Source organism: Bifidobacterium [indicum] DSM 20214 = LMG 11587, from assembly GCF_000706765.1.
GTDB lineage: Bacteria > Actinomycetota > Actinomycetes > Actinomycetales > Bifidobacteriaceae > Bombiscardovia > Bombiscardovia coryneformis.
This window is the reverse complement of record NZ_CP006018.1, coordinates 1,492,581-1,517,702: the sequence shown is the minus strand read 5'-3', so window position 1 is coordinate 1,517,702 and position 25,122 is coordinate 1,492,581. Positions and strand designations below refer to the sequence as shown.

Annotated in this window: 14 protein-coding genes, 1 tRNA gene and 2 pseudogenes; 10 read left to right on the top strand and 7 right to left on the bottom strand. The window is 59.8% G+C overall.

All coding sequences use genetic code 11. The features are described from left to right. The first annotated feature begins 24 nt into the window (after positions 1 to 24). Positions 25 to 910, top strand: a pseudogene (locus tag BINDI_RS06145) (amino acid ABC transporter ATP-binding protein). A 125-nt stretch (positions 911 to 1,035) separates the two neighbouring features. Next, positions 1,036 to 1,938: a cysteine ABC transporter substrate-binding protein gene (locus BINDI_RS06140; RefSeq protein ID WP_033491221.1), complete on the top strand. Its 903-nt coding sequence runs from the start codon at positions 1,036 to 1,038 to the stop codon at positions 1,936 to 1,938. Positions 1,939 to 2,078: 140 nt separating this feature from the next. Here BINDI_RS06140 and BINDI_RS06135 read toward each other — a convergent pair whose 3' ends face one another. Continuing rightward, complete coding sequence (locus BINDI_RS06135) at positions 2,079 to 3,035, bottom strand: FKBP-type peptidyl-prolyl cis-trans isomerase (protein ID WP_081830834.1); 957 nt, start codon at positions 3,033 to 3,035, stop codon at positions 2,079 to 2,081. Positions 3,036 to 3,118: 83 nt separating this feature from the next. On the opposite strand from BINDI_RS06135, the gene BINDI_RS06130 reads away from it, so the two are divergent. The 3 genes from BINDI_RS06130 (at position 3,119) to BINDI_RS06120 (ending at position 6,502) form a co-directional block, all read left to right on the top strand. Then, positions 3,119 to 4,411, top strand: a complete 1,293-nt coding sequence (locus BINDI_RS06130; protein ID WP_148301994.1) for a hypothetical protein — start codon at positions 3,119 to 3,121, stop codon at positions 4,409 to 4,411. Positions 4,412 to 4,416: 5 nt separating this feature from the next. Further along, positions 4,417 to 5,433: a DUF8094 domain-containing protein gene (locus tag BINDI_RS06125; RefSeq protein WP_033491308.1), complete on the top strand. Its 1,017-nt coding sequence runs from the start codon at positions 4,417 to 4,419 to the stop codon at positions 5,431 to 5,433. 100 nt (positions 5,434 to 5,533) lie between these two features. After that, positions 5,534 to 6,502 (top strand): tetratricopeptide repeat protein, encoded by a 969-nt coding sequence (locus BINDI_RS06120; protein WP_033491223.1) that lies wholly within the window; start codon positions 5,534 to 5,536, stop codon positions 6,500 to 6,502. Between the two features lie 82 nt (positions 6,503 to 6,584). Here BINDI_RS06120 and BINDI_RS06115 read toward each other — a convergent pair whose 3' ends face one another. The 6 genes and pseudogenes from BINDI_RS06115 to BINDI_RS06080 all read right to left on the bottom strand — a co-directional run bounded on the left by BINDI_RS06115 (position 6,585) and on the right by BINDI_RS06080 (position 20,058). Continuing rightward, a complete protein-coding gene (locus tag BINDI_RS06115) occupies positions 6,585 to 9,578 on the bottom strand; it encodes an InlB B-repeat-containing protein (protein ID WP_041031349.1) in 2,994 nt (997 codons plus the stop codon). 362 nt (positions 9,579 to 9,940) lie between these two features. After that, the gene (locus BINDI_RS06110; protein ID WP_041031348.1) at positions 9,941 to 11,425 is read right to left on the bottom strand and encodes an InlB B-repeat-containing protein; all 1,485 of its coding nucleotides are present in this window, start codon (positions 11,423 to 11,425) and stop codon (positions 9,941 to 9,943) included. Positions 11,426 to 11,789: 364 nt separating this feature from the next. Next, positions 11,790 to 12,113: pseudogene (locus BINDI_RS07740) on the bottom strand (InlB B-repeat-containing protein); the annotation flags it as partial. A 1,039-nt stretch (positions 12,114 to 13,152) separates the two neighbouring features. After that, positions 13,153 to 16,134, bottom strand: a complete 2,982-nt coding sequence (locus BINDI_RS07720; protein ID WP_033490747.1) for an InlB B-repeat-containing protein — start codon at positions 16,132 to 16,134, stop codon at positions 13,153 to 13,155. 217 nt (positions 16,135 to 16,351) lie between these two features. After that, the gene (locus BINDI_RS06085) at positions 16,352 to 17,002 is read right to left on the bottom strand and encodes a CYTH domain-containing protein (protein WP_033490745.1); all 651 of its coding nucleotides are present in this window, start codon (positions 17,000 to 17,002) and stop codon (positions 16,352 to 16,354) included. A gap of 161 nt (positions 17,003 to 17,163) precedes the next feature. Then, a complete protein-coding gene (locus tag BINDI_RS06080) occupies positions 17,164 to 20,058 on the bottom strand; it encodes an InlB B-repeat-containing protein (protein ID WP_033490743.1) in 2,895 nt (964 codons plus the stop codon). A 496-nt stretch (positions 20,059 to 20,554) separates the two neighbouring features. Here BINDI_RS06080 and BINDI_RS06075 point away from each other — a divergent pair. The 5 genes from BINDI_RS06075 to BINDI_RS06055 all read left to right on the top strand — a co-directional run bounded on the left by BINDI_RS06075 (position 20,555) and on the right by BINDI_RS06055 (position 25,121). Further along, positions 20,555 to 20,627, top strand: a tRNA-Arg gene (locus BINDI_RS06075). 257 nt (positions 20,628 to 20,884) lie between these two features. After that, positions 20,885 to 21,274, top strand: a complete 390-nt coding sequence (locus BINDI_RS06070) for a Rid family detoxifying hydrolase (RefSeq protein ID WP_033490741.1) — start codon at positions 20,885 to 20,887, stop codon at positions 21,272 to 21,274. Positions 21,275 to 21,328: 54 nt separating this feature from the next. Then, the gene (gene argS / locus BINDI_RS06065; RefSeq protein ID WP_033490739.1) at positions 21,329 to 23,086 is read left to right on the top strand and encodes an arginine--tRNA ligase; all 1,758 of its coding nucleotides are present in this window, start codon (positions 21,329 to 21,331) and stop codon (positions 23,084 to 23,086) included. Between the two features lie 43 nt (positions 23,087 to 23,129). Next, a complete protein-coding gene (locus BINDI_RS06060) occupies positions 23,130 to 24,671 on the top strand; it encodes a diaminopimelate decarboxylase family protein (protein WP_437123900.1) in 1,542 nt (513 codons plus the stop codon). 33 nt (positions 24,672 to 24,704) lie between these two features. After that, positions 24,705 to 25,121, top strand: coding sequence for a pyridoxamine 5'-phosphate oxidase family protein (locus BINDI_RS06055; RefSeq protein WP_033490738.1), 417 nt, complete (start codon positions 24,705 to 24,707; stop codon positions 25,119 to 25,121). Position 25,122 lies beyond the last annotated feature (1 nt).

Sequence of the window (25,122 nt, the reverse complement as noted above, 5' to 3'; positions counted from 1 at the left end):
CAGCCTGGTGAGACGGATGGCAGGATGGGTCTGGCCGGATACCCGGACCCCTCGGGGCATACGGGGATCCCTGCATCGGCTCAGGGTCCGGTCCTGGAGGTTGAGCACCTGGTCAAGCAATACCCGGGGGCTGCCGAGCCGGTCCTGAACGATGTGTCCTTCCGGATACCCAAGGGGAAGGTCTTTGTGGTTCTGGGCCCGTCGGGGTCTGGCAAATCCACCCTTCTGAGGACCATCGCCGGTCTGGAACCCATCCAGGGCGGCAGGATTCTCCTGGATGGGGAGACCGTCGAGGCAGGCAGGCCCGGCAAGGGCGGGAAAGCGCCTGGGGGGGAGCCGGATCCCGGGATCCCGGAGCGCCGATCTTCGTACCAGGATTGGCATGGTCTTCCAGAGCTATGACCTCTTTCCCAACAAAACCGTCCTGGACAACGTGATTCTGGCACCGGTCCTGGTGCAGAAGCGAACCAGGGATGAGGCCCGCCAGGAGGCCTTGGAACTGCTGGCAAGGGTGGGGTTGGCCGACCGGAAGGATGCCTGGCCCAATGAACTCTCGGGTGGGCAGCGTCAGCGGGTTGCCATCTGCCGCGCGCTGATTCTCCACCCTGAAATCATGCTCTTCGACGAGGTGACCGCGGCTTTGGACCCGGAGATGGTCCGCGAGGTCCTCCAGGTCATTCTTGAGCTGGCCGACCAGGGATTGACCATGATGATCGTAACCCACGAGATGGCGTTCGCCAGAGGCATCGCCGACCACATCGTCCTCCTGGATGGGGGAAGGCTGGTCGAGGAGTCCGATGACCCCGAACGCTTCTTCACCAATCCGGCCACGGACCGGGCCAGGCAGTTCCTCTCCACCTTTACGTACGAGCGCAGGCGTGGTGACGGGAACGGGGGAGCGGACCGATAAGCAGATGAGCAAGTCGTCAGGTTTGCAGAGCCGGCGATTGCGATTTGAGATTTTCCGGAGGGCAACCTCCGGGAGCCGTCCATGAGGGCGGATGACCAATATGGAAATCAAGGAAAAGAGGGACTATGGCGGCAAAATCGGTGAGCCGATTGGTTCGAGCAGCGGTGGCGGTCGGAGCTTCGATCGTAATGATGGCCTCGGTTGCGGCCTGCGGTCCGTCCGCATCCGCACCCAGCGACGCGAAGGGTGACGAGGGCAAGTCGGCGGGCACATCCCAGTCGGCACGATCCCTGGATGCCATCAAGAAGTCGGGCAAGCTGAAGGTTGCTGTCTTCTCCGACAAGGCACCCTTCGGGTATGTGGACAAGGATGGGAAGTACCAGGGGTATGACGTGGTTCTTGCGGAGCGGCTTGCCAAGGACCTGGGTGTGGAACCCGAGTACACCTCGGTCGATCCGGCAGCCCGTGTGGATGTCCTGTCCAGCAACAAGGTCGATGTGACCCTGGCCAACTTCACGGTTACGGACGAACGGGCCCGCAAGGTGGATTTCGCCAAGCCCTACATGAAGGTCTTCCTGGGTGTGGTCTCCCCTGAGTCGGCTCCCATCCAGAACGTCGAGGACCTGGAGGGGAAGACCCTGATTATCGCCAAGGGCACCACCGCCGAGCCTTTCTTCGAGAAGAACTACCCCAAGGTGAAGCTCCAGAAGTATGACCAGTACGCCGACGCGTACAGTGCCCTGCAGGACCACCGTGGAGACGCCCTGAGCACCGACAACACCGAGGTCCTGGCCTGGGCCAAGGCCAACAAGGGATTCACGGTCGGCATCACCAAGCTGGGCGACGAGGCCACAATCGCTCCAGCCGTTCAGAAGGGCAACAAGGCCCTCCTTGATTACATCAATGAGGAGATCGCCAAACTGGGGAAGGAGAACTTCTTCCACAAGGACTATGAGAAGACCCTGGCTCCGGTTTACGGTGAGGCAGCCAATCCCGATGACATCGTCATCGAAGGCGGAGTGGGCTGAAGCCTGAAATGACCGGTACCTGTATCCGCCTATGAGCGGATATGAAGGAGACCGGATACGGAAAAGGCCGGAGATCCCACCCAGATTCATAGGGTGGGACCTCCGGCCCTTTATCGGTGTTGGCTGCTAAGACGGTCCTGTCAGTATGCGGCCAGGATATCGACCACGAAGATCAGGGTGGAGTTTGCGGGTATGCCAGACTTCTCCTGATCCCCATACCCCAGATCCGGGGGAACGATGACCAGGACCTGTGAACCTACGGTCTGGCCTGCCAGCCCCTGCTGCCAGCCCTTGACGACCTGATCGAGGCTGAAGTCCGAAGCCTGGCCTCTGTCCCAGGAAGAGTCAAACTGCTTGCCGTCGCTGGCGAGCCAGCCCGTGTAATTGGCGCTGACTGTCTGGTGCTCGCCCACTTTGGCTCCCTTGCCCTTGATCAGGGTCTGGGAGACCAGCGTATTGGTCGGCTTGTAGTCGTTCAGATCCAGGGAGGGCTTGCCTGTATTGCTCAGGCTGATTTTGGGCAGGTCGGCGGGGATGTCCTTGACCTTCTCGCCCTCGGCCCGCTTGAGGTCCTTGGTCTTGGAAACGAAGGTTAGAGCCATGATGTAACTGGACCCCTGGCTGTCCTTGCTGCTGCCCGACTGGCCGCCTTCCTGCTGGTCGTCGATGCCGATGGCGATTGTGGTGTTGATCTTCTGGCCCCGGAAGACGTCATAATAGGCGGGGATCGAGGTCTTGTCGATTACGATGGAGCACTCCGGCTTTTCCTCATCCCAGGTGGAGTTGATTTCCTTGCCGGTCTTGGAATCGATGGCAACGCTCCGGGTGCAGACCCTGTCCCCGTCCTGAATCACATCCCCGTCACCCTCCTGGATGACCTGGTGGGACTGGTTCTCCACCTTGAGGGGGGTGTCAAAGCTGATTTCGGGTTTCGAACCCGGCTTCCCCTTGGCCGAGATACCGCTCATCGTGTCGGAGGCGGACTTGGGGGCATCGGAGCTTGACGAGCAGGCGGAAAGGCCTGCACAGAGGGCCAGAGCGGTCGCAGCACAGACGAACTGGCGGATGGTGTCGCTTTTCCTGTTGAGTTTGGTCATAAGGCCCAAGTCTAGGGGGTAATGGAGATTTTGCCCCATGCAAAAAAACGATTATAAGTCCATGACTGTAGAATGTCGATGTTATGGAGCAAGAAACTGAAGGAACCGAACGCGCATCCCGGCCTGGTAAGCCGTCGCGACGCAGCACAATCATGCGTGGGGTGATCACGCCGATCTTCGGGTTGCTGGCTGTGACCTGCATTGTGCTGGGTGTCATGAATGCCACGGTATGGAAGCCCTCCCCCCACGTTGACGCGCAGGGCAAGACGGATACTCGATATGTGGTGACCGATCCGGGAGTGCTGCCCTTGGTCGACAATCGCGTCAGTATCCGTGCCACACCTGAGCGGACCAGGGGGAAGGCCCAGGTCTGCATGGCTCTGACCACGGCCCAGGACGCAGCCGGTTGGACGGCAGGCCAGGATGTGACCCGGGTCAAGGGGCTTGATGACTGGGAGACCCTTGACCTTTCACGGGGCAAGACCGCGGCCAAGCAGGCCAAGGATGGCGCTGATGGTGTCGCTTTCGCGGATTCCGATATGTGGCGTCAGGTCAAATGTGGTGGCGCCTCGACGGTGATGACGATCGAGGCCGACAGGCCTGATTTGGTCCTGCTGGTCGATACGCAACCAGGAGCAAGTGCCGACCAGCAGGGGGCCAAGGCCTCCGCAGCCCAATCGGCCGTGAAGCTGCAGCTTTCCTGGGAACGTAGCAAATTGCCTGATTTCGCCATCCCCTTCTACTTCAGTGGCGGCCTTCTGGTTATCATGGCGGTTCTCTCCGCCACGGTCTTTGCCATGGACCCTGCCAAACGTCGTAAGAAGCAGGCTGCATCGGTGAAGGAGCAGGAGCCGGAAGTGACCGTGGCCCAGGCTTTGGGCAGCATGGTGGCACCCGGATTGGGCAAGAAGAGGAAGAGTACAGGCCGGCATCGTCGGCACGCTGTCGAAGGTTCCACCCAGGTGCCCGGCTCGGGTACCGTACCCAATGGGCAGGCGCCGCAGGTGATTGATCCTACAGCCAGGAATATGGTCGCCACTCAGACGACTTCACAGCAGGGCACGGCCAATGTTGAGGGGCAGGGCCAGAGTCAGCCCCAGGGGTGGTCTCAGGTTCCGCCCCAACCAGGGCAAACGGAACGCTCTCAAGGCTTCACCGGCAGTGCTCCGTCCCCCATGGGAGGAGAGAAGGCGGTTGCGGATTCATCTGAGACCACCCAGTCCGAAGCGTTCGAGCCGGGCAGGTCAGTCACCGGTGACCGTGGTGCGGATGACATCTCACAGACCTCGGTCATTTCCCTGGAGGAGATGAGTTCCTATCTGGCCAGGCTGGCAAATGAGGGGAATATCAAGCAGGACGGTGAGGAGCAGTCATGAGCAGGATGCAACGAGTCGTAACCAGGTCCCTGGCGGCGTTCATGTCCTTGGGGTTGCTCTCATCCCTGGCGGCCTGCCAGGGCCAGGTGCCCCAGGTTCAGAAGCCCGGTGCCGCACCCGCGGGTGTCGCCACCAGTGCCCCAAATCTGACGACCAAGCAGGAAGCCGCGATTCGCAAGGACATAGGGCAAGTACTCGACAAGGCCAACGAGTCCAAGGACCCGACTGGCCTGGATGCGCGGGTCACCGGTCCTCAGCTGCAGATCAGAACCAGTGAGCTTGAAATCGCCAGGGCGACAGGAAATCTGAATCCCAAGACGACCATTCCCACAACCATCGCCCAGACCGTTATACCGGGCGATCCGGGGTGGCCGCGTTCGGTCTTCGCCATCACGACGACCACAGAGGATCAGCAGTCCAAGCGCCTCCTGGTCCTCAACCAGGAATCGGCCCATGAGAACTACAAGCTCTGGGGGGTCGCCAGACTCTTCCAGGGGGCCCAGTTGCCCAAGTTCCCCGTGGACACCATCGGTGCCCAGATGGGCACTCCGACCGACGAGGGCCTCAAGGCGACTCCGGCCGAGGCGGTCCGTCGATATGCAGATGTGCTGCAGAATCCTGGCTCCAGTCAGTATGCCAAGGAATTCGCCCAGGATGATTTCCGCACCTCAATGGACACCCTGACCCAGGCCGTTCAGAAGGGGATTGAAGCCAATCGTGGCTCGCAGGAGCAGACCTTCGCGCCTCAGGATGGAGAAATCCGGGTCATGCACTCCTCAGAAGGCGGTGACCTGGTGGTGGCGCAGATCAACTCTGTCTGGACCCGGCGTGCGGGGGAAGGACGGGAGTCCTCTCCGGCATCGGATTCCGAGAAGGCCCTTTTTGGTGACGGAAAGGCCACCAGCACGATGAAGGTCACCTATGTCAACGTCGTAGCCCTGTATATTCCCTCCTCAACCTCCCAGGACCCGATTCGGGCGGTGGGTGCGGAACGAGAGCCCATCAAGGTGGAAGCGGTCTGAACCGGTGAGATTGCGGTGGGTGAAAGACGCCCGGACCGACTAGATTGAGTGGGAGAGACTTAACCGGGGTAGGGGTCGGAAGACTCAAGGAGATACGAACATGGTGAGCAATGACAGGCAGGGTCAGCCCGGTGTTTCACTGGCGGGTGCAGTCGATTTAGGTGCGCTCAAGCACCAGGTGGATGCCCAGCCGGGCCAGACCGGTGGGGCTCCGGCGGCCGGCGGATATGTAGTTGATACCACCGAAGCCAGTTTCCAAGCCATGGTGCAGACCTCCGCCACCTTCCCCATCCTTCTCCTGCTCTGGGTGCCGACCGATGACAGGCTGTTCCCCCTGGCTACCAAGCTCGGGCAGGTGGTCAACGCCCAGGAGGGGAAGATTCAGCTTTCCCGTATCGACATCGCCTCCAATCCGCAGATTGCCCAGACCTTCCAGGTCCAGGGCGCTCCCGCCCTCTTTGCACTACTGGCTGGACGCCCCATGCCCATTCTTGAAGGGCTGCCCACGGATGATGAACTGACGCAGATTACAGATCAACTCATCCCTCAGGTCATCCAGATGGCTCAGCAGGCAGGTATTACAGGCACGGCGCCATACCAGGAGACCAGCCAGGAGGGATCTTCGTCCGCCGAGGACCAGGGTGGGCAGGAGCAGGCCGTACCGTCATCCCACCAGGAGGCCAACCGACTGGCCCAGGAGGGTGATTATGCGGGTGCCGCCGAAGCCTACGCCAAGGTGATTGAGGCTGATCCCAATGATGACCTGGCGCGGCGTGAACATGCCAAGGCTCTCCTCATGGACCGTTCCTCCGCGGCTGACGTCCGCCAGGTGCGGCAGATGGCGGCTGATGCCCCTGACGACCTGGATGCCCAGTTGGCCGTGGCTGACGTGGACATGATTGGTGGTCAGATTCAGGATGCCTTCGACCGCCTTTTGGACTTTCTCGGCAGCCACCGCGACCAGATGGAGCCGATACGTCAGCGGCTTCTGGAGTACTTCACGATTCCTGAGCCTGCCGACCCCAGGCTGGCCAAGGCGCGTCGTCGGCTTTCCACGATGATGTACTGACGGTTGTTCCTGGGCGGTTGTGTCAGGATATAGAAAACCCGGTCCCTGCGGACGGTGTCCGGGGACCGGGTCGGGTTGTTGATTACCTCGTCATCGAACTCTTGGAACTCTTACGTGACCGAAGACGGGCCTGGCAGACAAGACCGACAAGCGCTATGGCCAGGGCCGTAAGCACCAGCCCCAGGAGTGCCGGACCCGTGGACGCCAGAGTACCCACCCAGGGCCCTCGTGCGGTCGTGCCGGGGTTGCCTGTAGTCGTTTGACTGACCGGGTTCTCCGGAATCAGCGGGTTGACGGGGGTCGGGGGTGTGTCCGGGTTGACCGGTGTATCTGGGTTGACCGGTGTGCTCGGAGTGGTGGGTGTGTTCGGCACCACGGAGGTTACCGGTGCAGTTACCGGTGCCCACTGGGCGTACACGGTGGTGTCCTGTCCTATGTGCTGGGTGAAGTCCACGGGTGTGCCGTTCTGTGCTTCGGTGGACCACCCTTCGAAGGTGTACCCGGCCCGGGTCGGGGCCGTCGGCTCGTTGGGTGTCCGGTCTGCGCGGACGGTCTGGGAGGACACGGCGCTGCCGCCCTGGCTGTCGAAGGTCAGGATGTAGAGCGGGGTCCACCGGGCGGTCAATACGATGTCCTTGTTGACCCTCGTGCTGGCGAAGTCGAACAGGACTTCCTTCGGGGTGGTGCTGGTGTCCGTGGAGCCGTCGCCCGCGGTGGTGTTGGAATTCGTGGAGTCTTCTTCTGCGGTGTCGTCCGAGTCGAGGAGGTTCCTGGTCAGGGTATCGCCGGGGTTGGTGAGGTTCCTGGTCAGGATGTCTCCCATACCGGTGAAGTTCCTGCTAAGGGTGTCGTCCGAGTCATCGGGGGTTTCGTCCGGAGTGGCGGGATTCACCTTCATGTACCAGCCGTCGAAGTCGTGCTTGTACCGGATGGGATCGGGTACCCTGCTCGCCAGATTTCCCGAGTACACCAACTGATCGGGAATCCAGGAAGACGCAGGCTCGGTACCCAGTTCGAAGCGAATCTGGTAGATGTCCCGTGCCGACAGGTCTCTGCGCGGCCGGTCGGTTACGGTTCCTTCGTAGTACCATGCGCCTTCTCGCGAGCTCTCCTCCCAGAAATCGAAGCGGTGGGGTTTGTCCAGGACCGGGACTTCCCAGACCACCTCATAGTTGCTGGCGTCGTAGTGCCCCTGGTTTACTATCCTGCTGATGTCCGACTCCGCGTATCTTCCATCTGGACGAATGGGCAAAGGCAGAGCCAGTTTGGTGCCGGGTAACTCATGCCGGTCTGTAACAATCTCCTGACCGGATATATCGATCGTGGCTGCTGATGACTCGAAAGTCTTGAGAGGGCTTGCATCGGAGATATGGTTCTCACTGAGTTCGACGTTTTGCAGTGAGGGCAGGCCGCTGAGGGCCGCCAGCGGCCTGACATCAGTGATCTGATTATTGGACAGGTCCAATTCTGCGAGCTCTTTCATGTTCGTGAAGGACTCGAATCCGTTCGGACTCTTCAACCCTGCACTGTTGATGGAAATCTGCTCCATTTTTTCCAGCTTGGACAGGGGCGAGAAATCGGTGACCACGGGGGACATCGGCATATCCTCGTCAGTCATGACGTACAGCCAGAATGCTGTGGTTTCTGTCAGTGCGGAGAGGGGGCGCAGGTCAACTGCGGGCTTGTCCGTTCGAACCGACTCGTCTTGGGTGTAGTCGTAGTCCAGTGAGATGGTTCTGATGTTTTTGAGGATCTGTATGCCGTTGAGGTTCCATACGTCGTTGAGGGAGACGTCGTAGTTGAATTCCTTGTCGATGTCGTCCTGGGTGAGGATGTCCTGGGGTTCCTTGTCGGCTGCGGCTGCGAGCTGTTCGGCGAGGTCCTCGTCGGGGAAGCACTGGGTGTAGGTCGAGGTTCCGGGTTCGCAGACGACCTTCTCGAGTTCGGGGAGGGGCGTCTTGGTCTCGTCCGGGTCCGGGGTGGTGGTCCCGGTGGATCCGTTCTGGTCGTCGCCGGGGTTGTCGGTGTCGCTGATCCACCGTCCGTACAGGGGGGTGTTCTCCATGACGGGTTTTCCGAAGTCGAAGCGTTCGCCTCCTATCCGGGGGGAGGTGTACCAGCCCACGAAGCGGTATCCGGGGCAGGCGGGGTCTGCCGGCTTTGTGACGGTGCGGCCCTGGGCGACCTGCTGCCCGGTGGTGGGCTGCGGGTCCACCGGCTGGTTAGGGGTGAAGGTGACCAGCCTGGGCTCGGCAGTCACCACCTCCAACTGCACGGTTCCTTCAAAGTAGTGGTCTCGGTCCTCGTCGTAGTCGTTTTCGAATCTGAAGGAGCGGGTGCCACCGGCTGCCGGCGCGGACCAGATGAGGTTGGTGCCGACCTGTTCCATACCTTCCGTTGGTTCGATGTCGATCGGGGTGACGGGTGCCCCGTTTTTGCCGATCGGGAGGGGCATGCTGACGGCCTGGTTGGGGTCGTCCCGCAGGTCCTCACGGCCCAGATATATGGTCTGATCCGATACATCGAGGTCGCTGGGTTGCAGGTCTTTCAGGGGAGACAGGTCGAAAATGTGATTATTCGACAGGCTGATGTACCTGGCGTTGGTGTAGTTCCTCAGGGGCGTGATATCGGAGATTGCGTTATCGCCGAGGTCCAACTCCGTGATGTTCTGTGTCAGAACAGGGTTGCCCAAGGGGGTCAGGTCGATAATACCGCCGTCACCGAGGTTCAGCTCGGTGAGGGCCGTGAGGTTTTCGATGCCCGTCATGTTGGAAACCCCGTAGGCAGAGAGGCGCGTTAACCCGTCCACATCAGCCTGTGTCATGATATCTGTTGGAGTCTTGGCATCGGGCTTGACATGCTCTGCCACCTGTTCCGCCAGTCTACGATCAGGGAAGCAGTCGGCGAAGGTGGAGCTCCCGATTACGCAGCCTGAGGTATCGGCAGGCGCAGGTTCGGTCCCGTTCCCGTCTTCATATCCGAAGGCCGATTTGTTGGTTGCGGTCATTCCGCCGGCCAGGACAGTGGCTAGTGCCACGGCCGCCGCCAGCGGACGTAATTTGATAGAGACTGACATTTGTAATTCCCCTTTTGCCTGTTTCTCTGTTTTGGGGACGCGAAATCTGGGGTTTCGACTCGATTACACGGTCGAACCCACAATTCAACATCCCCTGTTATCCCTGCCTGTCAGAATACACGATTTCGCTAAAGGGCCCTCGCATGAGTCAATCATGTTGTTAAATCCCTCACAAAAGAGTTTTTGTTGGGGTGAGAGGCGGGGAAGTGACTGCTTGCTTCCGGGAGAATATGCGATGGTCTCGGGTTGCACCCCTTGATATACGAAACCCGGTCCCTGCGGACAGTGTCCGGGGGACCGGGTCTTTGGCTCAGGCGAATGCCTGAAGTACCGGGGCTATTCAGCCTGGATTGGATCCTTGTTTAGCGCGGCACCGAGCTCCTTCGTGACCGAGGGCGGGTCCAGCAGACAAGGCCGCAAATGGCTATGGCCAGTGTGGCAAACACCAGCCCCAGGAGAGCCGCACCCGTGGATGCCAAGGTGTCCACATGGGACCCTCGTGGTGCTGGATCAGTCGTTTGGATGATTGGGTTCTCGGGAACCAGGGGATTGCCGGGAGTCGGAGGGCTGATCGGTGTTGTTACCGGTGCCCATTGGGCGTATACGGTGGTGTCCTGTCCTATGTGCTGGGTGAAGTCGACGGGTGTGCCGTTCTGTGCTTCGGTGGACCATCCTTGGAAGGTGTACCCGGCCCGGGTCGGGGCTGTCGGCTCGTTGGGTGTCCGGTCGGCGCGGACGGTCTGGGAGGACACGGCGCTGCCGCCCTGACTGTCGAAGGTCAGGATATAGAGCGGGGTCCACCGGGCGGTCAGCTCGATGTCCTTCTTGACCCTTGTGCTGGCGAAGTCGAACAGGACCTCATCCGCGGCGGTGCCCGAATCCGCCGAACCGCCGCCTGCGGTGCTGTCGGAGTCGCTGGAGTCGCGGAGGTTCCGGGTCAGGACGTCGCCGGGTTCGGCCAGGTTCCGTGTCAGGACGTCGCCTGTGCCGGAGCGGTTCCAGGGCCAGATCGGCATGTCGTCCTCGTCCTCGTCCGTGGGGTCGGGGGTGTTCTCCATGTACCAGCCGTCGAAGTCGTGCTTGTACCGGATGGGATCGGGGACCTTGCTCGCCAGATTCCCCGAGTACACCAGCTGATCGGGAATCCGTGAGGATGTGGGTGCGGTGCCCAGATCGAAGCGGATCTTGTATATATCCCGCCCGGTCACATCACCAATCGGCCGGTCGCTTACAGTTCCTGTGTGGTCCCAACCGCCTTCTCGGTGGCTTCCATCATAGAATGTGTAACTGTGGACTGTATCCTGGACCGGGACATTCCAAACAACCCCATGGTTTTTAGGATCATAGTGGCCTTCAGCTGTAATCATTCCGATTTGCCGCCTATCAAGGTAGCAACTCCTGCCGTCCGGAAGCGTGGGCAGGGGCAGGGTCAGTTTGGTACCGGGGAATTCGTGCCGGCCTACGATGATTTCTTGATCACATACTAAAATCATGGCGATTGATTTATCGACGAATGGTATGAGAGGACTCGCGTCCAAAATACTGTTGCCGTCGAGGTTGAGCTGCTTCAGTGAGGGCAGGCCGCTGAGGGCCGCCAGCGGACCGGGATCAGTGATCTGATCATAGCTCAGCTCCAATTCCCTGAGCTCTTTCATGTTTGCTAAGGACTCGATTCCGTTCAGGCTTTTCAATCCTGCATTGCTGATGGAGAGGTTCTCCATCTTTTCCATCTTGGACAGGGGCGAGAAATCGGTGACCAGGGGGAAGACAGGCGTGTTCTTGTCGGCTGTGCCGGTCAGCAGGAGTGATGTGGTTTCGGTCAGTGCGGAGAGGGGGCGCAGATCCACCGCAGACTGGCCGTGCGTGTAGTCGTAGTCCAGTGAGATGGTCTTGATGTTTTTGAGGATCTGTATGCCGTTGAGGTTCCATACGTCGTTGAGGGCGACGTCGTCGTTGAACTCCCGGTCGATGTCGTCCTGGGTGAGGATGTCCTGGGGTTCCTTGCCGGCTGCGGCTGCGAGCTGTTCGGCGAGGTCCTCGTCGGGGAAGCACTGGGTGTAGGTCGAGGTTCCGGGTTCGCAGACGACCTTCTCGAGTTCGGGGAGGGGCGTCTTGGTCTCGGTCGGGGTCCGGGGTGGTGGTCCCGGTGGATCCGTTCTGGTCGTCGCCGGGGTTGTCGGTGTCGCTGATCCATCGTCCGTACAGGGGGGTGTTCTCCATGACGGGTTTTCCGAAGTCGAAGCGTTCGCCTCCTATCCGGGGGGAGGTGTACCAGCCCACGAAGCGGTATCCGGGGCAGGCGGGGTCTGCCGGCTTTGTGACGGTGCGGCCCTGGGCGACCTGCTGCCCGGTGGTGGGCTGCGGGTCCACCGGCTGGTTAGGGGTGAAGGTGACCAGCCTGGGCTCGGCAGTCACCACCTCCAACTGCACAGTGCCGCCAAAGCCAGAGAGGCTGTCAAAGTCGCCGAATCTGAAGGAGCGGAGGCCGTTGGCTGCTGGTGCGGACCAGATGAGTTCGGTGGCGGTCTGCTCCATGCCTTCCGCCGGCTCGATGTCGCTTGGGGTGACGGGTTCCCCGTCCTTGTCGATCGGGAGGGGCATGCTGACGGCCTGGTTGGGATCGTCCCGCAGGTCCTCACGACCGAGGAATATATCTTGACCGTACGCTCTCATGGTTCTGGGATGCAGGTCTTTCAAGGGTGACAAATCGAAAATTTGGTTGCCCGACAGGTCTATGTACTCGGCATTGGTGTAGTTCCGCAGGGGAGTGACATCGGAGATTGCGCTAAGAGAGATTTCCAGCTTCGTGATGTTCTGTGTCAGAACAGGGTTGTCCAAGAGGGTCAGGTCGGGAGTAAGGCCATCTTGGATGTGCAACTCGGTAAGGCCGGTGAGGTTTTCGATGCCCGCCAGGTTGGCAACGTCGTTGGTATAAAGGCGCGTTAGCCCGTCTATATCAGCCTGCGTCAGGATATCCGTTGGATTCTTCCGGGGCGTGATGTACCGGGCCACATCTTCCGCCAGCTCCCGATCGGGGAAGCAGTCGGCGATGGTGGAGGTTCCGATTATGCAGCCTGAGGTGTTGGCAGGGACGGTCCCGGTCCCGTCTTCATCTCCCAGGGCCGATCTGTTGGTTGCGGTCATCCCACAGGCCAGGACGGCGGCCATTGCCACGGCAGCCGCCAGCGGGCGCATCTTTATGGAGACTGACACTTGTATTTTCCCCTCTTACCGGTTTCCTGTTCCGGGAATGCGAAACCGGAGGTTCCGACTCGATTGCGCAGTCGAACCCGTATTTCACACCCCTGTTTTCCCCCAGCTGCCAGAATACACGATTTCGCAAAGGGGCTCGCACGCGGCAATCATGTCATTGAACCCTCACAATAGAGCTCCGGCGGAGTCGGGCGACGATGAAGCGGTTCCTGCCCACAGGAAGGTATGCGCTGACCCTGGGTTGTGTCGCTCCTTATATATAGAGAACCCGGTCCCTGCGGACGGTGTCCGGGGGACCGGGTCATTGGCCCGGGCGGTTGCCTGAGGTGCCGGGGCTATTCGGCCCGGCACGGGTCGTCGTTCAGCGAGGTACCGAACTCCTTCGCGACCGGAGGTGGGCCTGGCAGCCAAGGCAGCAGAGCACTATGACCAGTGCGGCAAACATCAGTCCCAGTAAATCGGAACCCGTGGAGGCGAGGGTACCCAGTCGGGACCCCCTTGATGTCGTAACGTACTTCCCGGTAGTCATTCGACTGACCGGAGAGTCAGTGCTGATCTGACTGGTTGAGTTCCCGGAAGCCAGGGGGTTATCAGGGGTCGGAGGAGTACCTGGATTGACCGGGGTGTCCGGAGTAACGGGTGCTCCCGGGTTGACTGATGTATCCGGGTTGACCGGTGTGGTGGGTGCCTCCGGCACTACGGGGGTTACCGGTGCCGTTTCAGGGGTCCATTGGGCGTATACGGTGGTGTCCTGTCCTATCAGTTGGGTGAAGTCCACTGGTGTGCCGTCCTGTGCTGCGGTGGACCAGCCCTGGAAGGTGTATCCGGCCCGGGTCGGGGCTGCCGGCTCCTTGGGAGTCTGGTCGGCGCGGACGGACTGGGAAGACACGGCGCTGCCGCCCTGGCTGTCGAAGGTCAGGATGTAACGCGGGGTCCACCGGGCGGTCAGCTCGATGTCCTTCTTGACCCTTGTGCTGGCGAAGTCGAACAGGACCTCATCCGCAGCGGTGCCGGAATCGGTCGAGTCGTCGCCCACAGTTGTGCTGGTGTCTGTGGATTCGTCGTCTGCAGTGTCGTCGGCGCCAAGGAGGTTCCTGGTCAGGATGTCGCCCGTGCCGGAGAGGTTCCTGGTCAGGATGTCGTCGGAGTCAGCGGGGGTCTCGTCCGGGGTGGCGGGGGTTTCCTTCATATACCAGCCGTCGAAGTCGTGCTTGTACCGGATGGGATCGGGTACCTTGCTCGCCAGATTCCCCGAGTACACCAGCTGATTGGGTATCCGGGAAAGTGTGGGAGCGGTGCCCAGATCGAAGTGAATCTGGTATATATCCCGCCCGGATACATCATCAGTAGGCCTGTCGGTTACGATTCCGTCGTAGTACCACGAGCCTTCTTGATAACCCTCATCCCAGAATTCGTAACTGTGAACCGTGTCCTGGACAGGGACGTCCCAGACCACCTCATAGTTGCTGGAGTTATAGTGGCCTTTATCCGAAATCGAATGGATGTTTTCTTCCCCGTTGAAGATGTACTTGCCGTCTGGACGAGTAGGAAGAGACAGGGCCAAGGTGGTGTCGGGTAATTCGTGCCGGCCTACGATGATTTCCTGATCAGATATGGAAATGTAGGCGGGTGACTGTTCAAATGGTTTGAGGGGACTCGCATCCAAGATAGCGTTCCTTCTGAGGTCGATACCCGACAGTGCGTGCAGGCTGCTGAGGGCTGACAGCGACCTGACATCAGATATCTGATTATTGGACAGGTCCAAGTCATTGAGCTTGGTCATGCCCGTGAAGGACTCGAATCCGTTCACGTTCTTCAATCCTGCCGTGTTGATAGTGATCGTTTCCATCTTCACCAATTTGGATAGAGGCGTGAAATCAGTGACCAGGGGGAAGGCCGTCGTGTTCTCGTCAGTAGTACCGGTCAGCAGGAACGACGTGATTTCGGTCAGCTCCGAGAGTGGACGCAAATCCACCGCAGATTGGCCCTGTGAATAGTTGTAATCCAAAACAATGGACTTGATGTTCTTCAGAATCTGTAGGCCGTTCAGATTCCACGCATCAATCAGGACAAGGTTATCAGCGAATTCCCGGTCGATGTCGTCCTGGGTGAGGACGTCTTCGGGATACTTCCAGGCTTTGGAAGCAAGCTGCTCGGCAAGATTCTCATCAGGGAAGCACTGGGTGTAGGTCGAGGTTCCGGGTTCGCAGACCACCTTCTCGAGTTCGGGGAGGGGTGTTTGGTTGTCGCCCGCATCGGACCCGTCCGTTGACTCATCCTGGCTGTTGCCGGAGTCATCGGTGTCGCTGATCCACCGTCCGTACAGGGGGGTGTTCTCCACGATGGGTTTTTCGAAATTGAAGGGTTCCCCTCCCACCCTCGGGGAGGTGTACCAGCCGACGAAGCGGTATCCGGGGCAGACCGGATCGGCGGGTTTCGTGGCGGTCAGGCCATGAGCGACCCGTTGTCCGGTGGTGGGCTGCGGGTCCACCGGCTGGAGGGGGGTGAAGGTGACCAGTCTGGGCTCGGCGGTCATCACCTCCAGCTGCACGGAACCTTCAAAGAGGTAGGTCAGATCGTCACCGCCATCAAAGTTGAAGGAGTGGGGGCCTCCGGCTGCCGGTGCGGACCAGATGAGTTCGGTGCCGATCTGTTCCATACCTTCCGCCGGTTCGATATCGGTTGGGGTGACGGGTTCCCCGTTCTTGCCGATCGGGAAGGGCATGCTGACGGCCTGATCGGGATTGCCCCGAAGATCCTCACGACCCAGATATATGTGCTGATCGGAAGCCTTCAAAGTGTGGGGATGCAGGTCTTTCAGGGGCGACAGGTCTGAAATATGGTTGCATCTCAGATTTATGTACTCGAGGTTGGTGTAGTTCCGCAGGGGCGAGATATCGGTGATTTCATTCTCGTCGAGTTCCAACTCCGTGATGTTCTGTGCCAGAACAGGGTTGTCCAAGGGGGTCAGGTCGGTAATACCACCGATGGCGACCGCCAGATCGGTGAGGGCGGTGAGGTTTTCGATGCCCTCCAGGTTGGAGACCCCCTCAGCGTAGAGACGTGTTAACCCGTCTACATCAGCCTGCGTCATGATGTCTGTTGGAGTCTTGGCGACGGGCCTGACCCTCTCCGCGATTTGTACTGCCAGGTTGTAATCAGGGAAGCAAGAGGCGAAAGTAGAGCTCCCGACCACGCAACCCGAGGTATCGGCACGGACAGCTTCGTGCTCGTTCTCTTCTTCTCCGAAGGCCGATTTGTTGGTTGCGGCAATTCCGCAGGCCAGAACAGTGGCTACTGCCAGGGTCGCCGCCAGCGGGCGTATCTTTATAGAGACTGACACTTGTAGTATATTCCTTTTCACCGGTTTCACTATTTAGAGGGTGAGGAACCAGAGGATTCGACTCGATAAGGTTGTTGAACCCACACTTTCAACATCCCTAATTAACCCCGAAAGTAAGAATACACGATTAAACGGAAGGCAAATTACACCTGGTAGCTGTGCAGTCTGGCTCCTTGCAACCGAGTTTGTGTTTCGGATGGTGCCGTGTTCGCTGCTGTCAGCGGTTGTCCGGGTTTCCTTCGGTTCGGTTGTGCCCGAAATTGCTCATGAAATGGGGGCCGCTTTCCGTGAGCTCCCTATCGAAGTCGTCTGCCCATAGGCTGAAGGGTTTGTTGGCCAGGCCGTCGTTGGAGAATCTGGGATCGTCGGTGATCTCCGTCAGACAGAAGTCGGGGATGGTCAGATCGGTGACGGGGCCGCTGCGTTCCACCTCGGCGACAACAAGCGGCGCATTCTCTCCGCCGAAGACATCCAGGTTCCACCAATCCTCATCGAGCCAGATACCGTAACGGTTCTTGATGATTGGGGATCCGCCTCTGAGCATGAGCTCTTGGGCGATGCCGATGTCGATGGCGCGTTCCGCCTCGTACCGTGTTCCGCCGACTGATGGTCCCTTGGCCGTCATGGAGGCGGCGGTGAAATGGTCGCCTGTTTCCAGGAGCGTATGCAGGGCATCGGTGTGGCTGTTCATATCAAGTGCGTGGTCGTCGGCCTGGAGGCGTATTCGGAGGGCGTAGTTGTCTTCGTGCACGTAGTAGCTCTGCACTATCAGGGTGGGGGTCTCCCCGTTCGTCAGCTTCTCCGGTAGGTTCCGGCAAAAGAAGCGGCGCTCAAACTCGAAGTCCTTGTGTTCCTCTTCCAACGGCATTCCTTCATGGTACGTGGTGGCCTCTGACAGCGCCATTCACCGGTGGGCAGTGGTCGGATATGGGAACCCGGTCCCTGCGGGTGGTAACCGGGGGACCGGGTTCATTGCCAAGGCAGCGATCTGATGCCTTGGGACTCTTCAGAGCGAGCTCGGAGCAGCGACTAGCGCGGCATCGAACTCCTGCGTGACCGAAGGTGGGCCTGGCAGACAAGGCCGCACAGCGCTACGATCAGTGCGGCAAACACCAACCCCAGGAAATCGGAACCTGTGGATGCCAGTATGCCGGACAGGGAGCCTGGTGCTGCCGTGCCGGGATTGTAATCACCAGGGTTTCCGGGAGTGATGAGATTCGCGGGGGTCGGGTCCAAACGCCAGTGTGCGTACACGGTGGTGTCCTGCCTCAGCGGTTGGGTGAAGTCCGCGGATTCGCCGTCCTCCGCTTCGGTGAACCAGCCTAGGAAGGTATGGCCGGCCCGGGTCGGATCTGTCGGTTCATCGACCGTTTCGCCGTCGCGGACGGTCTGGGAAGGCACGGCGCTGCCGCCCTGACTGTCGAAGGTCATGGTGTAGAGCGGGGTCCACCGGGCGGTCAGGACGATGTCTCTGTTGATCCTCGTGTTGTCGAAATCGAACGGGTCCTCCTCCGCGGTGCTGTCTGAGTCACTGGGCCCCTCACCCGTTGTGGTGTCGGAGTCGGTCGGACTCTTGTCGTCGCTGCCGCCAGAAACAAGGAGGTTCCTGATCAGGATGTCTCCCGGTTCGGCGAGGTTCCTGGCCAAAGCGTTGCCGGAATCAATGAGGGTTCCGCTCGAGTTGCCAGGGGAATCAGATTTGTTTCCGCTTGAGGAGCGGCTGGGGGTAAGGGGTTCCTCGTTCAGGTACCAGCCGTCGAAGGCGTGCTTGAAACGGACGGGATCGGGCACCCTGTTCGCCAGATTCCCCGCATAAACCAGTTGGTCGGGAATCTGGGCAGGAGAGGTGCTCCCGGTACCCAGGTCGAATTCGATCTTATATATATCTCGCGCCGAAGATTTGTCGTCAAGGGGACGATCCGTTACGGTCCCATCGAATTCCCATGAGTCGAGGCGGGACCCGCCTTCCATGAAATCGTAGCTATGGACGCTGTCAACGACCGGTGCGTCCCAAACCACCGCATAATCGCTGCGCTTGTGATAACCGTTGCCACTTATGGAGTCGATATCCGTTTCGGCATATTTGCCGTCTGGGCGGATAGGAAGACTAATGGCCATGGCCTCTCCGGGTAGCTCATGTCGAGGTACGACGGCTGTCTGGTTGATGGCACTGAGCTCAATGGGGCTCTTGGAGAGATCCTTGAGGGGGGACATATCGAAGATGCGATTGCTCTCGAGAGAAAGAAGCTCCATACGGGGCAGGTCTTTCAGGACTGCCAGTGGCTTGACGTCGCTGATCTGGTTACCTTCCAGCTCCACTTCCGTCAGCCTTGGCATATCTGTAAAGGACTCGAATCCCTTCAGGTCTTTCACACCGGCCTCGTCGATATAGAGTTCGCTCAGTTTTTTGAGCTTGGACAGAGGCGTGAAATCAGTGACCAGAGGATCCATCTCTGTTTCCGCGTCCCCCGATCCGGACAGCCAGAATGACCAAATTTCAGGCAGCTCAGCTACAGGACGCAAATCTACCGCGACCTGGCCTGAACGCGGTGACTTTTGGTCCGGATAAGAGTAATCCAAATTAATGTACGCAGCCTTCTTCAGGATCTGTATGCCGTTCAGATCCCAGACATCGGTCAGGGAAATATCCCTGAACTGCGTGTCCACGTCCTCCACGGTGAGTACCGCATCGGGTTCTTTTTCAATTGAAGATGCCAGTTGCTTGGCAAGATCGGGGTCGGGGAAGCACTGGCTGTATGTCGAGACTCCGGGTTCGCAGACGATCTTTTCGAGTTCGGGGAGCGGCGTTTGGTCGTCGTCCGAATCGGGGGTGCCTGGTCCGGGGATGTCGGTTTCGTCGTCATTGTCGTTGTTGGGGGTATCGCTGACCCACCGCCCATACAGGGCAGTGTTTTCCAAGATGGGCTTTTCGAAGTTAAAACGAACCCCTCCCATCCCTCGTGCGGACGTGTACCAACCCACGAAACGGTATCCGGGGCAGACGGGATCGGCCGGCTTTGGCACGGGTAGTCCCAGGCCTATCTGTCGCCCGGTTGTGGGTTGTGGGTTTACCGGCTGGGAAGGGGTGAAGGTGACCAGTCTGGGTTCGGCGGTCACCACCTCCATCTCCACGGTCCCCTGGAACTCGTAACTCTTGTCGTCGGCAGCCTCGCCGAAAGAGAATGACCGGGTGCCACCGGCTGCCGGTGCGGACCAGACGAGGTCGGTGTTGGTCTGTGTCATACCTTCAGTCGGGTTGATTTCACTTACGGCGACAGGCTCGCCGTTTTTCCCAAGCGGAAGGGGTATGCTGATGGCCTGATTGGGATTGTCGCGTATGTCCTTGCGGTCCAGGTATACGGTCTGCTCCAGTACGGTCAGTTCCTTGGGGTGAAGGTCCTTCAAAGGTGAAATATCGGAAATCCGGTTGAACATCAGGTCGATGATGTCAGCATTGGTGTAGTTCCGTAGAGGCGAAACATCGGTGATTTCGCATTCTTCGATGTACAGACGCTTGATGTTTCGGCTAAGAACGGGATCGTCCAGCGGGCTCAGGTCCGAGACTCCACCGGTATCGATGCTCAGCTCGATGAGGGAGGTGAGGCTTTGAATACCTTCCAGACTGGAGATTTGGTCGAGAGAGAGCTTGGTTATCTGATCCACATCGGCCTGGATCATTATGTCTGAGGATTTCACGCCTTTACGTGGAACCGCCTCCGCTACCTGTACTGCCATTCGGTGGTCGGGGAAGCACTCTGCGTAGGTCGAACTTTCTATCACACAGTTGGAGGTGCCGATTCGGGTACTTCCATCCCCGTCTTCTTCGCCAAAGGCCATTTTCACGGTTGCGGTCACCCCGCAACCCAGGAGCATGGCTACGGACAGAACCGCAGCCAGCTGTCGTATTTTCACAGAGACTGACACTTGTAGTATTCCTTTTTCCGGTTTCACCATCGTTATGGGCGTGGAACCAGGGGATTTGGCTCAATTGCGCAGCCAAATCCAACCCCCAACATCCGTAATAACCCCACCTCATAGGATACACGATTTGGCAAACGTGTTGTTACGTTCCTCACATTTCAGGTCTTAAGGTGCGGTGGGGCGGGTCAATCCAGAAGCATGGTGACGAATGTGAAGACCGCTTGAGGAGCGAAGGCGGAATCACTACAGTGGAACGCAACCCGAGGGAAGAAGTCGGGGTTAGGTGGTGGCTTCGCGGGATTGTGGATGGTGCAACGGCGCGTCTGAGACGATTCTGCGGAGTCCTGCCATTGCGTGCCGTACCGGTTCTCGTTGCTTTCCTTCGCTGACACACCGCGGGGAAGGCCGTATCGTGCGACACCTGGCCATACGCCGGGTGCGATTTTCGGCAAGGTGTCCTAAGATGGTTCCTGTTGTCCGTCCTTGGACGGTCGTAATCGGGTTCGTAGCTCAGTGGATAGAGCGTCTGTCTCCGGAACAGAAGGTCGAGGGTTCGAATCCCTTCGAGCCCACTCCATTTCGGTTTCCTTTATATCGTGTTTCTTTTTTCAAGTCTGGCTCAGGTATTGCCGTGGACCCTTCTTATTCCTTGAATGAAATGCTCCGAGCTGGCTTATCGGTGGGCCCATACATGGTCACTGCTCGGCATCAGGATTGCTGGCGGTTTATAGTTGGAGGCAATTCGTCCGGGATTCCCCGGTCGACCACTGGCCCCTGCCCGACCGCCTGCTGGACGGCGCTGGAGGGTCTGCACAGGAGGAGGACGTTCATGGACGAGGGTCTTGAAGAGATCGGCACGCCGTATGCACCCCAGGCCTTGGGTGCCTATAGTCAGGCGGTCAGTGCGAACGGGTTCGTTTTCGTTTCCGGACAGCTCGGTATTGACCCGGAGACCGGCGAACTGGTGGAGGGCACGGCCGGTGACCAGGCAGCCCAGGCCCTGAAGAACATCAAGAGCATACTCGATGCCGCCGGTACCGGAATGGAAAAGGTGGTCAAGGCCACGGTCTACATGCGCAATGTTGAGGATTTCACCGAGGTCGATAAGGCCTATTCCCAGGTCTTCATCGGCTCCGTGCGCCCCGCCCGCGTGGCCTTCGGCAACAATATGATTCCCAAAGGCGCCCTGGTCGAGATAGATGTGATTGCCCTGGCCTGAGTCAGGTTCGGGTTCGACAGCCGTCTCGTCGCCAGGACCGTTAGACTTGGGGTCATGAGTCCTGAAGCACTTGCCCGTATCATTTCCTCAACCGCCGTCGAATTGGCCCAGGCGGGCCGCCTGGGTGACCTGGACGCCTCCATGGTCCCTGCCGCCGAAGACCTGGCCGTCATGCGGCCCAAGGACCGTTCCCACGGGGACTGGTCAACCAATATCGCCATGCAGTTGGCGAAGAAGGCCGGCATGAACCCCCGTGATATGGGGCAGACCCTGGCTGAGGCCCTGGCCCAGGCCGACGGAATCTCCGGTGTGGATGTAGCCGGCCCCGGTTTCATCAACATCAGTCTGGACTCGGCTTCGGCCGCCGCTGTGGTCGACACCGTTCTCAGTGAGGGTAGGTCCTATGGGGCCAACAACCATCTACAGGGTCGGACCCTGAACCTGGAATTCGTCTCCGCGAATCCCACCGGCCCCATCCACATCGGTGGAACCCGCTGGGCTGCGGTCGGCGATTCCATGGCCCGGGTCCTGGAGGCCAACGGAGCCAAGGTGGTACGTGAGTATTACTTCAACGACCATGGCACGCAAATCGACCGATTCGCCCGTTCCCTGGTTGCTGCGGCACATCATGAGCCCGTACCTGCCGATGGATACAAGGGTGCCTACATCGATGAGATCGCCCAGAGGGTGGTGGACCAGGCCAAGGCCGATGGACTGGATGTACTGGCTCTGCCCCGGGTCAGGGATGAGGACGGTGCCGAGGGCGACAGCGAGCAGCGCGAGGCCTTCCGCAGTCGGGCCGTTCCGATGATGTTCGACGAGATACGAAGGTCCATGCAGGACTTCCGCGTTGATTTCGACGTCTGGTTCCACGAGAACAGCCTGTATGAGTCGGGTCAGGTTCAGGAGGCCATCGAAGAACTGCGCACCCGTGATGACATCTATGAGAAGGACGGAGCCACCTGGTTCCGGTCGAGCAGGTATGGCGATGACAAGGACCGCGTGGTCGTCAAATCCGACGGGAACGCCGCCTATGTGGCTGCCGACATCGCCTACTATCTGAATAAGCGCCGGCGGGAGAAGGACCCCTGTGATGAGGCCATCTACATGCTTGGGGCGGACCATCATGGCTACATCGGCAGGATGATGGCCATCTGCGCCGCATTCGGCGATACGCCGGGCGTCAACATGCAGATCCTGATTGGACAGCTGGTCAATGTGCTCAAGGACGGTCAGACCGTGCGGATGAGCAAGCGGGCAGGCAACGTGGTCACCATCGATGACCTGGTCGAGGCCGTCGGGGTGGATGCGGCCCGGTACTCCCTGGCCCGTACCGACTACAACCAGACCGTCGACATCGACCTTGACCTCCTGGCCTCCCATACCAATGAGAACCCGGTCTATTATGTCCAGTACGCCCACGCCCGGTCCAAAAACGTCGACCGGAACGCGGCCGATGCGGGCATCGATTCAGCCAAGGCCGATTTGTCCCTCCTGGACACCGAGGCGGACAACGAGGTTCTGGCCACCCTGGCCCTCTATCCAAATGTTGTGCAGACCGCCGGCGATCAGAAGGCTCCCCACCGGGTGGCCCACTACCTTGAGCAACTGGCGGGTGTGTACCATCGCTGGTACAACCTGGAGCGGGTGGTTCCCATGGAGTTGACCGGGGCGGATGATCCGGCCCGGCAGACGGACAAGAATCCCGAACCGGCCCGCGCCGCTGCCAGACTCAGGCTCAACGATGCGGTCCAGCAGGTCATTGCCAACGGTCTCGACCTCCTGGGTGTCTGCGCGCCGGACAGGATGTGATCCGAACGTCCACAGGGAGAACACGCTGCCAAGGAGGGGTGCCGTGAGTCAACGGAAAGAAGAGGGGGCGGCCCTGGGTGATATCTGGCCGTCCGCTGTCAGGCGGGATGATGCCGGTGCAGTGGATGTCCGGAGCATCCCGGTAGAGGATCTGGCTGAGCGGTACGGCACCCCGCTCTATCTGATGGACACCTCCTTCATGGCCGACCGGGCCAGGATTTTCAGGGAGACCGCCAGCCGCAGTCTTCCCACAGCCACCACCCAGGTCAGCTACGCAGGCAAGGCCTTCCTGAGCAAGGAAGTCGTCCGGATCATGCTGGACAGGGGCCTCAACATCGATACCTGTACCCTGGGCGAGATGCTGATTGCCAAGGCAGCCGGTGCCCCCGGACGCCGCCTGGTGCTGCACGGCAACAACAAGTCCGATCGGGAGATATCCCTTGCCATAGAGGAGGGGTATGGGAAGATCGTCATCGATGCGGCCGATGAGCCGGAGCGTATAGCGGCCATAGCCCATGGCCTGGGCAGGCGGGCCCGGGTCATGCTCAGGGTCACGGTGGGGGTCCATGCCGGTGGGCACGAGTACATCTCCACATCGCATGAGGACCAGAAGTTCGGCGTCCCCATGCTGGCCCCAGGGGCTGATGCCAGTCCACTTGATCGATTTGGCGCCGGCGACGGGCAGGAATCAATGTCCCGAACAGCGGAGGTTGGCAACGGGGTCTTGTCCGCGAACTCCTCCGACCTTTTCCAAGCAGGTGCCGATGGGGCTCCGATCAATCCGGTCCTGGCCGCCGCCTTGGATACTCTGGCCAACGGTCCCGCCATCAGGGTTCTGAAGGATATCCAGGCCCATGCAGGCGACCTGGAACTGGTGGGAATCCATACCCACATCGGATCACAGATTCACGGTGACTCGGCCTTCGGGCAGGCAGCCAATCGGATGATGTTGCTCAGACGGACCTTCTGGGAGACCGACGGTTTCCTGCTGCCCGAGGTGGATTTGGGTGGCGGTTTCTCCGTTCCCTACCTGCCGGACGAGGATCGGATGGACCTGTCGGGTGCTCTTGGCGACCTGGGTCTGGCCATCGGCAGGATAAACGACCGGCTTGGTATGCCCATGCCCATCATCTCCTTCGAACCTGGCCGGTGGATTGCAGGCCCCAGCGGCATGACCCTGTATCGGGTGGGGACGGTCAAGCCTGTACCCCTCTCGGACGGGACCGTGCGGACTTACGTGTCAGTGGATGGCGGCATGAGTGACAATATCCGCCCGGCGCTTTACGGGGCGGACTACACGGCTGTTCTGGCCAATAGGAGGGGCAGTTCGGAGACCATTCGCGCCCGGGTGGTCGGCAAGCACTGTGAGTCGGGCGATATCATCGTGCGCGATGTTTCCCTGCCCAAGGACATCCGCCGGGGGGACCTCCTCCTGGTGCCGGTGACCGGGGCCTACGGGCGGACCATGGCCAACAACTACAACCAGGTTCTGATACCGCCGGTCGTGGCGGTGGACGGGGCTGGTGACCACCTGATGCTGCGGGGGCAGGCCATGGACGACCTGCTCGAACTGGATCAGGGCTAGAATCACACGAGCCGGAAGGCAAGGAGAACGATCATGGATGTTCGCCAGGAGTTCCTGAGGATCATGGACACGCAAAAGCTCATGGCCCTGGCCACCAGTGTCGATGGGCAGCCTGATGTGAGGATGATCGGTTTCGTCTACGACAAGGTCAACAAGGTCATCTACTTCGTCACTTATCCGAAATCGGCGAAGGTGGAACAGATCAGGCAGAACGACAAGGTGGCTTTCACCACCCTCCCCGCGGAGCGGATCGAGTGTGTGCGGGGCGAGGGAGTGGCCAGGCCCAGTTCCCGGACCCTTGAGGAGGTGGCGCCGGTCCTTGAGGAGAAGCGGCCGGGATACATGGAGCACATCAAGCGGGTCCGAGACAGGGTGGCCCTCTTTGAAATCGTCGTCGATGAGGTCAGGGTGGTCCTGTCGGATAAGAAAGACCATCTGCTTCGGGTCTGAG